Consider the following 12,207-nt stretch of genomic DNA (forward strand, 5'->3'; position numbering starts at 1 on the left):
GAGCGCCGCGCGCCGCGCGGCGGCTTCAGGGCAGGATGGTGAACGTGACCGGCTTGCCCGTGAACGGACCGCCGCCCTGCACGATACGGTTGTTCTCGAACAGCGCGCTGATCACGCTGACCGTGATCGGCGCGCCGGCAGCGCGGAGCTTGTCCCAGGCCGCCGCGTCCGGCGTGTAGCTCAGCTTGGTCGTGAACACCCGGAGCAGCGGCTCGCGCTCCGCCGTCGTGAAGACCAGGAAGTAAGCGCGCCCGTTGATGGGCGTCCCGTGAGCCCAGGCGGCGCGCGCCGGCCCAAGGAGCGCCCCGAGCTCCGCGACGATCGACGCCCCCGGCGCGGCGAGCTCCCGCGCCCCCGGCGCCGCGGCGGCCGCGAGCCGCAGCTCCGGCGCGGCCCGAGGCGCCGTCCGCTGCGCCGCGCCCGCGACGTGGAAGGCCAGCTCCGGCGCGGCGTCGCCGGGGAGAGCCGCGCCGTCCTCGGGCGCGTCGAACACGGTGCCCTGCGCGGGCTCGTCCTTCGGATCCACCGCGAGCAGCGCCTCCAGGGCCTCGTCGGTCGCGCCGCCCTCGAAGATGACGTCGGCCAGGCTCGGGTCGGACGACGTCCCGCCCGACGTGTGATCGTGGCCGTGACCACACGCCCCGGTGTACATCGCGGCCGACGCGAGCGCCGCCAGCGCGGGCACGAGGAGCGCCCGGCTCAGGAAAGGCCTTCGGCTCACGGCGCCTCCGCCCAGGGATCCGCGAAGCGCGGGTCCTTCAGAAACTCGTCGTCCGTCAGGGTTTGCAAGAAGGCGATCACGTCCGCTCTCTCCTCTCCTGTGAGATCGAACCCGCTGATGAGCTCGCTCTTGAACTTGTTCTCGCTGCCCACACCGGCGTTGGGGAGGCCAGCCTCGATCGTTCGCCCTCCGGCGGCGTAATGGTCGAGCACCCCCTCGAGCGTCTCGATGCTGCCGTCATGCATGTACGGCGCCGTGACGGCGATGTTCCGCAGCGTGGGCGCGCGGAACCGGCCCATGTCCGCCTCTTTGTGGGAGACCTCGTAGACTCCCCCGTTGCCCTCCGGGTAAGCGCCGTTGCCGTCGATGTTGTAGAGCCCCGTGTTGTGGAACATCACCTCCGTGAAGGTGGTGCCGTCGTGCTCCACCGAGTCCGACAGGTTGAAGCCGCCGTGGCAATGAAAGCACTCCAGCTTCTCGGAGAAGAAGAGATCCATCCCGCGCAGCGCCGCGTCGGACATCCCGGAGGGGTCGCCGCCGTAACGGTAACGGTCGTAGGGCGCGCGGTAGGAGAGCAGCGATCGCTCGAACGCCGCGATCGCCTTCGTGATGTTCGCGAGGCGGATGGGCTCGTCGTCGCCGGGGAAGGCCTCGGGAAAGAGGCCCTGGTACAGCGGCTCGCCCTGCAGCCGCTCGAGGAGCTCGTCCTCCATGCCGGCGAGCCCGAGTTCGACCGGCGTCTCGCCGAACATGGGCAGGAGCGCTTGCTCCTCGAGCGCTTCGATGAGCGGATTCGCCCAGGTCAGCGTCGTGAGGTAAGCGACGTTGGCCAGGCTCATCGAGCTGCGCGAGTGCAGCTGGCCGGTCGAGCCCTCGGCGTTCGCGAGGTGGTCGGTGAACGCGAGCTCCTGGCGATGGCACGAGCCGCACGAGTACGTGCCGTTGCCGGACAGGCGCACATCGTAGAACAGCCGCCTGCCGAGCTCGACCTTCACCGACGACATCGGGTTGTCCTCGGGGACCTTGGGCACCGGAAAACCCGCCGGCAGCCCCCACGCATAGGCGCCCGCGCCGCCTCCCCCATCGCCGCCGCCGCCCTCCCCCGTCGATCCGCCCGGGCCATCGTCGTCGCCGCAGGCACAGCAGAGGGCCGCGAGCGCGGCGAGGGCGGAGGAGATCGCCGAGCGGCGGAGAGCTGTCATCGAAGCGAACATCGCCATGGCGCCTAGTCTATCCTGAAGAACGACTGCTGATCGGGGCGCGGCGAGCCGTCGGTGCTGTCGATGCCGAGATGGGTGAAGAGCGGCAGACACTCGGAGTCCGACGGATCCGACATACAGCCGGGGATGTCGTCGGCGCTCCCCGACAGGTCGCTGTCCGCGACGAGCGCCGCATAGTCGACGAGCACCTTCGTCGTGAGCGGGTCGATGCCCTCGAAGACGATCTCGGCGACGTTGGGGCGATCGCACGCGGTCACCTCGCCGCCCGCGCCGGGCATGCAGCCAGTGCTCCCGATGTGCACGAGGAACGGCTTGTCGTCCGCCGTGGAGACGCTGTCGAGGCGCAGGAACTTGTACCCGTCGTTCCAGCTCCAGAACAGGCCCGTCAGGTTGAGCGGCGACGGCGCGCTCGACGCGTCGCCGTGGTTCAGGTCGAACGGGACGCCCAGCTTGAACGACAGCCCGTCGTAGTCCCCGGCCGGGACCGTCCCGCGCACCACGCCGTTCGTCTCCTCCGTCCCGTTGGCGCAGGTGCCCGATCGGTCCTCGAAATCGAGGAGCACGACGTCCTGGTACTGCCACAGCTCGTCCTGTTCGAGCGAGAGCGGCACCTCCTCGCCGCCCGCGCGGCGCAGGCGCACGTCGTGGATGTAGAGGCGGAAATCGTTCAGCCCCACGTCCGTCGAGGCGCTGCCGACAGCGTACGTCTCGCTGCAGGAGAACACCTCGTCGCGGACGCGGCCTTCGAACTGCAGCGCGACAGCGATCGTCTCAGCCCCACCGCCACCGGCGCCCGTCGAGGTCGACGCGCCGTCGACAGGGGTCACCCCCGCATCGTCGCCGCACGCCATGAGCGCGAGGGCCGCCCCGACCAGCGGGAACCAGAGCCGTGATGCACGAAGACCGGATTCCATGAGCGTCCTCCCGGGGAATGATGCGCGCCACGATAGGCCGCGCCGCCCCTCGCCTGAATGCGACATGTTGTCGCTATCGCGATCCGCCCGAGAGCGCGAGTCGATCCAGCGTCGGAAGAGGGCTCGCGAACGGCCCCGGAGCAATCTTCGGCGGCCAGCAGACAGCGACGCCGCCGACGGACGCACGACCGCACTCGCTGCCTGCGACGTCGACCAAACGCCGGCGCGCCCGCCGGGCGAACGTGCGCGTCCGCAGGATAACACGAACCGAGAAAATCGTGCTACTGGCCAGCCCACCTGTGATCCGCTCCCTGAGCACGGCGCTCCCGCTGCTTCTTGTCATCGCGTCCGCCGCACCTGCACGTGCCGGCGACGGCGCCGCGCCTGCACGTGCCGGCGACGGCGCCGCGCCTCCGCCCGCGGCCGGGGCGGCAACGCCGGCGGACGGCGATGCCCCCGGCGGCGCCGGCGCAGCGGCGCCCGCCTCCGGCGCGGCGGGCGCCGCTGCGCCCGTGTCGGACGCCGCGCCCATCACGGTCGTGGTGCAGGGCGCGGCGCCGCCGCGCAGCGCCTCGGAGTCGGTGCGCGGGCAGGCGGAGATCCGGGCGGCGCCCCACCGGACGGCGAGCGACGTGCTGCAGCTCGTGCCGGGCGTGTTCACCTCCCAACACAGCGGCGAGTGCAAGGCGCACCAGATCTTCTTCCGCGGCTTCGACGCGGTCCACGGGCAGGACCTCGAGATCTGGGTCGCTGGCGCGCCTGTCAACGAGGTCTCCAACGTCCACGGCCAGGGCTATACCGACCTCCATTTCGTGATGCCGGAGGTGATCGGCGAGCTCCGCGCGCAGCCCGGATCGTACGACCCGCGCCAGGGCGACTTCGCGGTCGCCGGGACGATGCGCTTCGATCTCGCCTACGGCGAGCCGGGGATCACCGCCACCGCCTCCGCGGGCTCGTTCGGCGCGCGCCGGCTCTTCCTCGCTTACCACCCCGAGAACGCGGACGACGCCACGTTCGCGGCCTTCGAGGCGTACGGGACCGACGGCTTCGGGCCCGCCCGCGCCGCCGGCCGGGCCTCGCTCATCGCGCAGGCCGTCTACCGGCCGCTCGCCGGCGTCTCCGCCCGGGTGATGGCGTCGGCGTTCGCCTCCCGCTGCGGCTCCGCCGGCGTCCTGCGCCTCTGCGACATCGAGTCGGGCAAGGTCGACCGCTTCGCCTCGTACGATCCCGATCAGGGCGGCGACTCGTCGCGCGCGCAGCTCGTCGTCGATCTGCGCGGCTCGGGCGACGGCGCCGCCCGCGGAGAGGGCCTCTCGCTCACGCCGTTCGTCGTGCTGCGCGCGCTCCGGCTGCGCTCGAACTTCACCGGCTACCTCGCGGACCCCACGAACGGCGACGCCACCCAGCAGCTCAACGAGGCGATCACGGCGGGCGCCACCGCGTCGTACCGGCTCACCTTCCCGCTGCTCTCCGACCGCGACACGTTCGAGGCGGGCGTGGTCGCGCGCACCGACTGGATCGAGCAGTCGCAGCGGCGCCTCGCGGCCGTCGACGACAGGCCGACCGCCACGCTCGTCGACGCGAAGGTCCGCGCGACCGACATCGCCGGCTACCTCGACGCGTCGATCCGGCCGGCGCGGCGGATCACGCTGCGCGGCGGGCTGCGCGCCGACGGCCTCGCGTACCAGGTCGTCGACAATCTCGGCCAGGGGGCCCAGGCGCGCAGCGCGCAGGGCGTCCACGTGGGCGGCAAGGGCACGGTCGACGTGGCGTTGTTCCCTGGGCTCCGCGCGCTCGCCAGCGTGGGCCAGGGGTTCCGCTCGCCCCAGGCGCGCAGCCTCGGCGACGGCGAGCGGACCCCCTTCACGCGGGTGCTCTCCGCCGAGGCCGGGCTCCGCTACGCCGACGAGCTCGTGCGGGCGTCGGCGGCGCTGTTCCACACGCGCCTCAGCGAGGATCTCGTCTTCGACGAGGCGACCGCCCGCAACGAGCCCGTGCCCGCCACGGCCCGCACCGGGGTGGCCCTCGACGCGGTGGCGCACCCGGCGCCGTGGCTCGTGTCGAGCGTCGGCCTGACGTACACCCGGGCCGCCTTCACCGCTTCCGGCGGGCGCTACGCGGCGGGCGATCTCCTCCCCTTCGTGCCCCAGGTCGTCGCCCGCGCCGATCTCGCGGTGACGCCGCGCCTCGGCGCGCTCTTCGGCCGGCGCCTCGAGGCCCGCGCCGGCGCGGGCGTGACGCTGCTCCACGGCCGCCCCCTGCCGTTCGGAGAGCTCGGCCACGACGCGCTCGTCACCGACGTGACGGCGCACGTCCGCTACCACCGCGTCGAGCTCGGGCTCGACGTCTACAACCTCCTCGACGCCGCGTGGTTCGACGGCGAGTTCGTCTACCCCTCGAGCTTCACCCGCGGCGCGGCGCCCGACCTCCTCCCCGCGCGGCACGTGACCGTCGGCGCCCCGCGCAGCTTCCTCGCTTCGCTCTCCCTCTACATCGGCTGAGGACCTCGATGACATCCACCACCGCACAGACCCGATCCCGCCGGCGCGCCGCCCTCGCCGCGGCGGGGCGCCTCGCCGCGGCGCTCGCGGCGGGCGCGCTCGCCGCCGGGTGCGGCGCCGCTGGCGACGACGCGACGTCCGGCAAGCGCCTGACCCTGGCGACGCAGATCGCGCCCGACGCGGCGTCGGCCGCGCCGTTCACGAACGCGCTCGGCTGGACCATCACGCTGTCGAAGGCGCACCTGGCGATCGGGTCGCTCCACTACTTCGAGGGCGCCCCGTTCACGGCGCGGCGGCCTTCGCCGGGCGGCGGCCCCACGCTGCTCGAGCGGCTCGCCCGGTGGGCCGTGCCCGAGGCGCACGCGCACCCGGGCCACTACCAGGCCGGCGAGGCGCGGGGCCAGATGACGCAGCCGACGTCGGTCGACCTGCTGCAGGGGACGACGGCGCTCGCGGACGCGGACGCCGTGAGCGGCGTCGCGCGATCCGCGCGCTTCACGTTCGGCGCGCCGCCCTCGGGCCCGCTCGCCGCGGCGCTCGACGGGCACGTCGTCGCCGTCGAGGGCCGCGCCGAGAAGGGGGAGCTCGCGCGGGTGTTCCGCGCGCGCGCGCTGGCCGCCGACGTGCTCGACGACGCGACCGGCGAGCCGTCGGTGGAGGGGTGCGTCTTCGAGGAGGTCTTCCTCGACGGGCCCGGCGCCGTCACGCTCGTCGTGAAGCCGGCGGTCTGGCTCGATCAGGTCGACTTCGAGGCCGTCGCCGCGAGCGACGACGGCGCGCCGGTCGACCTCGAGCCCGAGAGCCAGGCCCAGCGCGGCTTCACGCGGGGCCTCAAGAAGGGGACGGCCTACGCGCTCTCGTTCGCGTCCGGCACCCCGGAGGAGAAGGAATGACGATGAGGATCACGAAACGACTGTGGGTGGCGGGGGCGCTCGCCGCGGCGGCGCTCGCCGGCTGCGGCGACGACGGCGCGTCGGGGACCGGGAGCGTGGCGTTCTCGACGTGGGGAGAGGACTACATCGAGCAGGAGATCCCGGCCGCCGATCTCGCGGACGGCTGGAGCATCCAGTACGAGAAGTTCCTGTTCGTCGTCCGGAACGTCACCGTCGCCGATCGCGAGGGGAACGTCGGAGCGCGCATGCAGGGCTCGATCCTGTTCGACCACACGAAGGCCGGCGCGAAGCCGGTGGTGACCTTCGACGACCTCGAGGCGAAGCCCTGGGAGGCCGTCTCCTACGAGATCGGCCCGGTGGACGCGGACACCGCGCTCGATGGCGCGACGGAGGAGGACAAGGCGCTCATGCTCGCGGCGGGAGCGTCCGTGCACATCGAGGCGATCGCGCGGAAGAGCGACGACGGCGGCGAGGTCGAGAAGCGCCTCGACTGGACCTTCTCGCTCGCGACGCGCTACGCCGGCTGCAAGGGCGACAAGGCCGGCAAGGAGACCGAGGGCGTCCTCGTGACGAACGGCGGCACCGACGACGTGGAGCTCACCATCCACGGCGACCACTTCTTCTACGACGACCTCCAGGCCGCGACCGCCGCGCGCCGGTTCGCGCCCATCGCCGCCGCGGACGCCGACGACGACGGGGCCGTCACCCTGGAGGAGCTCGGCGCGGTGCGCCTCGTCGAGATCGAGGAGGGCACCTACGGGACTGGAAGCGCCGGGAACATCAATGATCTCGGGGCGTTCGTCGCGGCGCTCTCGCGCACGATCGGGCACTTCCGCGGCGAGGGCGAGTGCGTCTCCGTCGACCCGTGACGGGGCCGGCGGCGCGCTCACCCGCGGCGATCACTCGATCCCGACCGCTGTCGTGACGTCCTGGAGCTCGCTCCCGTCGAACGCCGGGACCCGCGCGGAGCCGAGCAGCATCTGCACGCAGCTCCCGGCCGGGGTCATCGCGACCTGCGGATCGATCGCGATGCGCTGCACGGCGCCCGCGGGGTTGAAGAACACCCGCGCCGTCACCACCTTCGGCCCCGCCTTGCCCTTGCAGTGGATCCGCGCGGCGGCGCCCTTCGCTTGCAGCGCCGCGTGGGCCGCGCCGCGATCGAACGGCCTCGCCGCGCTCGGCTGCGCCGCCGCCCTCGCCGTCGCCGCCGGCGCGGTGCCTTCGCGCGTGGGGCGCGGGGACCTCGGCGCGGGCGCCGGCGCCGGAGCGTCGCGAGGGCCAGGCGACGGCTGCCGCTCGCCCGCGCCGCTCGTGTCGTTCGCGTCGCCCGCCCGCGCCGGCGAGCGCGCCTCGCCGCCGCGGCCCGGGCTGACCACCGTCGGGTGCGCCGGCACCGGCAGGCGCTGCACCAGCCGGACGTCGCTCTGCGCGCGGCCGGCGTAAAAGGCGATCGCCGCCATCGCGAGGCCGCCGGCCAGGCCGCACGCGAGGAGCAGCGGCCCCCGCCGCGCGGGCCTGGGAGGGGCCTCCGGTGGCGCGCTGTTCGCCAGGACGGGCGCGGGCGTCACCTGGGGGCGCGCGCTGACGGGTGACGACGATGCGCCCGCGCCGGCGGGCGACGACGATGCGCCCGCGCCGGCGGGCGACGACGATGCGCGCCGCGCGTCCGAGGCCATCTCGGTCGGTCCGCTCATCGACAGGCGCGAGGCAGCCCCCGCCGGGGTGAGCGCCGCCGCGGCGCTGAACGGCACCACCGAGATCGCGCCGCCGGCGGCGCGCACGCTGCGCGGGTCGACGAACAGCGCCGGGCCGAGCGCGTCGAAGGCCTCCTGCGCCGTCTGGAAGCGCTGCGACGGCTCCCGCGCGACGCAGCGCGCGAACCAGGCGTCGAACGGGTGCACGATGCAGCCGGCGCGCCCCAGCGCGGTCGCGCGCACCGACGCCGGGTCGATCGGCTCGAAGAGGATCTCGCGGAGCAGCACCGGCATCGCGGTGCCCATCGGGTCGTTCGCTGCGCGCCAGTACATGCGCCCGGTGAGCAGCGCGAACGCGATCAGCCCGAGCGCCCACACGTCGGTCGCCGGCGAGATCTGCCCGCGCGGGTCGGACTGCTCGGGCGCCATCCAGAGGGGCGTGCCGAGCGACGCGGTCGCCATCGTGCTCGCCTCCGCGGCGATCTTCGCGATGCCGAAGTCGAGGACCTTGACCGACCAGCGCGCCGTCGCGCTCTGCGTCTTCGCGAGGAACACGTTCTGCGGCTTCATGTCCCGGTGGACCACGCCCGCGCGGTGGGCGGCGCCGAGCGCGTGGCAGAGCTGCCGGAAGATCTCGTGCACGTCCTGCGCCGAGAGCAGCCCGCTGCGCCTCATCCGCTGCGAGAGGTCCTCCCCCTCGAGCAGCTCCATCGCGAGCCAGGGCACGCCGCTGGCCGCGTCCACGCCGGCGCCGATCACCTGCACGACGTGATCGCTCTCCACCAGCGCGCCGACGCGCGCCTCCTGCTCGAAGCGCTCGCGCAGCCGGGCGTCCGCGCAGAGCTGCGGGTGCATGAGCTTGAGGGCCCGCAGCTTGCCAGTGCTCGCCTGCTCGGCGATGTACACGGCGCCCATGCCCCCGGCGCTGAGGGGCCGAACGATCCGGAACTCTCCGAAGAGCATCCCGACCGCCGGCTGGAACGGCGCGACCATGGCGGGCGATGCTAGCATGGTGGCGTCGCGGGGGTGTCGGGGCTCACGGGCGCGGCGCGCACGGCGCGCGCGCCGCGCACGGTGCACCTCGCCGCCTCGCCGCCTCGTCAGGCGGGCGCGCCGTCGGCGCTGCCCGCGCTGCGCGCGCGCGGCGGGAGCGACGCGACGAGGCGCTCGATCCCGATCCGGCCCGCGACGAGCGCGCCCGTCGCCGCGGCGCGGAGCGCGTCGCGCGCCGGCTGGGCTCTGCCGGCGAAGTGCCGGACGCCGAAGCGCAGGAACGACGGCTCGCCGAGGAGGTAACGCTCGACGCGCTCCCGCGGCGCGCCGTAGAAGGCGCGCATCACCCGGCGCCGGAAGCGCAGGTCGAGGCCCAGCAGCGATCGGTCGACGCACCGGCCCCAGTCGTGGAACCCGAGATCGCGCGCCTCGAGCTTCTCGGCGAGGTACTCGCCCGCGAGGGCCCCGTACGCGATCGCCTGGGCGATCCCCTCGCCCAGCATCGGATCGATGCCCGCGGCCTCGCCGACGAGCAGGGCGGCGGGCCGCGCGATCACGGCCCGCCGGTCGAGGCCTCGCTCGGCGAAGCGCTTTCGCCGGTAGCGGTCCGGGTCGAGGCCGAGCGCCTCGAGCCTGCTCCGGAGCACGCGCTCGGCGTCGGGCGCGGGGCGCGCCACGCCGAGCGCGCCCTCGTGCAGCACGTAGGCCCCCCGGCAGACGAGCTCGCGCCCGTCGACGAGCGTGGGGAAGTCCCACAAGTAGCCGGCGAACGAGCGGTCCCGCATCTCGAAGTGCAGGAGGTCGCGCGCCCGGTCCCCCGCGACGGGCTCGGTGTCGACCTCGACGGCCTGCGCGCGCAGCTTGCCGAACGGCAGCCCCATCGCGCGGCGAACGACGCTGCCGACGCCGTCCGCGCCGACGACGACGCGGCCGTCGAACACCCCGGCCGAGCTCTCGACGCGGGCGCCGTCCTCGCTCAGCGCGGCGCCGGTCACCCGCGCCCCCTCCACGATCCGGACGCCCCGCGCCCGCGCGGCGAGCGCGAGCGCGCGATCGAACTCGGCGCGCCGGACGACGCGGCCGATGTTGCCCTCGCGGAGCGCGACCTCGCCGGCCTGGAAGGCCGCGCTGATGCCGTGCACCACGACCGAGGGCACGTCGATCGTCACCCCGATCGACGAGAGCGCCCTGTCCGCTCGCTCGCCGAGGCCGCCCGCGCAGGACTTGTCCCGCGGGTAGCGCTCCTTTTCGAGCACCACGATCCTGTCGGCGAGGGCCGGGCGATGGTGGGCGAGGAAGAGCGCCGTGCTCACGCCCGCCGGCCCGCCTCCGACGATCACGACTTCATGCGCCGCCATGCGGGGGCCGCTCTAGCACGGCGCCCCCGTCGGCGGGCTCACCGCCGCTCGTACAGGGGCACCAGCGTCCGGTAGGGGAAGAGGTACACGCTCTTCCCCGCGAGGTCCGGGTGGCTCGCGGCCAGCTCGCGGATCTCGTTCAGGACCGCATAACGCTCCTGCAGGGGGAGCGCCGAGATGTAGCTGATCGACGCGACGCGCTCGAGCAGCCCATCGAGGTCGAGCTCCTGCGTATGGGTGAACTCGTGCTCTCCGAGCGGCGCGAAGAGGCGGGAATCGGAGAACGTCCGGCGCCAGGCGCCGAACCTGTGTATCGGAGCATCCCGGCCGTGGCGGTCGAGGATGCGGGAGATGCGGGCGACCCAGTCGACGCGCTCGTCGCGCAGGTTGAAGAGCAGGGAGAGGCGCCCTCTCGGCCGGAGCACGCGGTGGATCTCGGCGAGCGCGAGATCACCGTGAAACCAGTGGAACGACTGCGCGGCGACCGCGGCGTCGACCGATGCCTCGGGCAAGGGGATGGCCTCGGCGACCCCATCGAGCGGGATGGCGGACGGGACCATCTGGCCCAGCTTGCGGCGCATCCCCTCGACCGGCTCGAGCGCGAGCAGCCGCGCGCCCGTGGGCACCAGGAGGCGCGTGAGCTTGCCGGTGCCGGCGCCGAGATCGAGCACCGTGCTCGTCGCGTCGATGCGGAGCGTGTCGCGCAGCAGCTCGATCGCGCCGCGCGGGTAGTCCGGGCGCCCCTTCTCGTAAGCATCCGCTGCAGTCGCGTAGCCCTGTGCAGCGAGGCGATGGAGAGTCATGGCCTGCATCCGCTCCGCGTTAAGGAGGATCTCGCGCAGCGCCGGAGGGACCACCCACCCCGACGGCCCGTCGAGAGAGGCTACGCAACCGGGAGCCGCGTTGGAAGCGGGTTGTCGCTCAAAATCCGCATCACGTTCTCTCGAAGCACCTTGGCGATCACACGCTCGCTCAAGCCAGCTCGCAGCAGCGCATCCGTCAAGAGCGGAAGATGGGCCGCATCACGCAGATCACGTGTGGGGATGATGAAACCGTCCCAATCGGATCCGAGCGCTGGCGTGTCCTCGCCGGCAACGTTGATGATGTGCACGAGGTGCTTGACGACGGGCGCGAGCCCGTTTCCGCCTAGATAAAGCGGACAAAAGATGATCCCCGCGCACCCGCCGCGATCGGCGAGCGCGCGGAGCTGATCGTCATCGATGTTGCGCCAGTGCTCGAACGCGCCGGCGATACCCGTGTGGCTGACCATGGGTGGGCGGCGAGCGAGCGCGCATGCATCGAGGAAGCCTGCCCGGTTGATGTGCGCGAGATCGACGATGACGCCGAGGTCCTCGGCGAGGCGCACGACCTCGCGGCCGAAGGCGGTGAGGCCTTCGCCATCCCTGCGGCCGCTGCCGTAGGCGGGATAACACGCCTCGTTGGCGGTGAAGTGGCAGAGCCCGAGGTAGCGCACGCCGCGCCGCGCGAAGCGAGCGAGGGTGTCGAGATCGCCTTCGAGCGCGTGCGCCCCCTCGACGCCGAGCAGCGCCGCGACGGCGCCGCGGGCCCTCGCCGCCTCGATGTCCTCGGCCGTGAGCGCCTTCACGAGGCGGCCGGGCCGCGCGCGGACGGCCTGCTCCAGGAGATCGATCTGCTCCTCGACGACGGCGGCGAGCCCGCGCCGCTGCCCGATGGGCAGCGAGACCAGCCCGAAGAACTGCGCGCCGACGCCGCCCTCGCGGAGCCGCGGGACGTCGACGTGCCCGCCGAGGGCCGCGAGCGGCAGCGGCGGCTCGTGCCGCTCCTGCAGATCGTAACCGACCCAGCGCGCCCACATGAGGCTGTCGGCGTGGAGATCGATGGCGGGGTACTGCGCGTGCAGGGCGCGGGCTTCGGGTGTTCCGTGCATGGAG

General features: G+C 73.6%; 10 protein-coding genes. 3 read left to right on the forward strand and 7 right to left on the reverse strand.

Annotated features, from left to right (window positions below; translation table 11 throughout):
* Window positions 1-25: 25 nt before the first annotated feature.
* The 3 genes from WMF34_RS29950 to WMF34_RS29960 are packed head-to-tail and all read right to left on the reverse strand — an operon-like array spanning window position 26 to window position 2,855.
* Window positions 26-721, reverse strand: coding sequence for a hypothetical protein (locus WMF34_RS29950; RefSeq protein WP_012238449.1), 696 nt, complete (start codon window positions 719-721; stop codon window positions 26-28).
* Entirely contained in the window at window positions 718-1,941 is a 1,224-nt protein-coding gene (locus WMF34_RS29955; RefSeq protein WP_437989936.1) for an MbnH family di-heme enzyme, read from the reverse strand. Before WMF34_RS29955 ends, WMF34_RS29950 begins: the two co-directional genes overlap by 4 nt.
* 5 nt (window positions 1,942-1,946) lie before the next feature.
* Window positions 1,947-2,855, reverse strand: coding sequence for an MbnP family copper-binding protein (locus tag WMF34_RS29960; protein WP_437989937.1), 909 nt, complete (start codon window positions 2,853-2,855; stop codon window positions 1,947-1,949).
* 299 nt (window positions 2,856-3,154) lie between these two features.
* On the opposite strand from WMF34_RS29960, the gene WMF34_RS29965 reads away from it, so the two are divergent.
* Genes WMF34_RS29965 through WMF34_RS29975 form a run of 3 tightly spaced genes read left to right on the forward strand, consistent with a single transcriptional unit; the run spans window position 3,155 to window position 7,118 of the window.
* On the forward strand, window positions 3,155-5,356 hold the full coding sequence (locus WMF34_RS29965; protein ID WP_437989938.1) for a TonB-dependent receptor: 2,202 nt from the start codon (window positions 3,155-3,157) through the stop codon (window positions 5,354-5,356).
* A gap of 8 nt (window positions 5,357-5,364) precedes the next feature.
* The gene (locus WMF34_RS29970; RefSeq protein WP_437989939.1) at window positions 5,365-6,249 is read left to right on the forward strand and encodes a hypothetical protein; all 885 of its coding nucleotides are present in this window, start codon (window positions 5,365-5,367) and stop codon (window positions 6,247-6,249) included.
* A gap of 2 nt (window positions 6,250-6,251) precedes the next feature.
* A complete protein-coding gene (locus WMF34_RS29975) occupies window positions 6,252-7,118 on the forward strand; it encodes a hypothetical protein (RefSeq protein ID WP_437989940.1) in 867 nt (288 codons plus the stop codon).
* A gap of 30 nt (window positions 7,119-7,148) precedes the next feature.
* On the opposite strand, the gene WMF34_RS29980 is transcribed toward WMF34_RS29975, so the two are convergent.
* The 4 genes from WMF34_RS29980 to WMF34_RS29995 form a co-directional block, all read right to left on the reverse strand.
* The gene (locus WMF34_RS29980) at window positions 7,149-8,936 is read right to left on the reverse strand and encodes a serine/threonine-protein kinase (RefSeq protein ID WP_437989941.1); all 1,788 of its coding nucleotides are present in this window, start codon (window positions 8,934-8,936) and stop codon (window positions 7,149-7,151) included.
* A gap of 107 nt (window positions 8,937-9,043) precedes the next feature.
* Window positions 9,044-10,294: an NAD(P)/FAD-dependent oxidoreductase gene (locus tag WMF34_RS29985; RefSeq protein ID WP_437989942.1), complete on the reverse strand. Its 1,251-nt coding sequence runs from the start codon at window positions 10,292-10,294 to the stop codon at window positions 9,044-9,046.
* 38 nt (window positions 10,295-10,332) lie between these two features.
* Window positions 10,333-11,097, reverse strand: coding sequence for a class I SAM-dependent methyltransferase (locus WMF34_RS29990; protein WP_012238457.1), 765 nt, complete (start codon window positions 11,095-11,097; stop codon window positions 10,333-10,335).
* 80 nt (window positions 11,098-11,177) lie between these two features.
* Window positions 11,178-12,203 carry a dipeptidase gene (locus tag WMF34_RS29995; protein WP_012238458.1) on the reverse strand — a complete coding sequence of 342 codons (1,026 nt, stop codon included), beginning with the start codon at window positions 12,201-12,203 and terminating at the stop codon, window positions 11,178-11,180.
* Window positions 12,204-12,207 lie beyond the last annotated feature (4 nt).

It is taken from the genome of Sorangium sp. So ce145, assembly GCF_051525985.1.
In the GTDB taxonomy this organism is placed as follows: Bacteria; Myxococcota_A; Polyangia; order Polyangiales; family Polyangiaceae; genus Sorangium; species Sorangium cellulosum_B.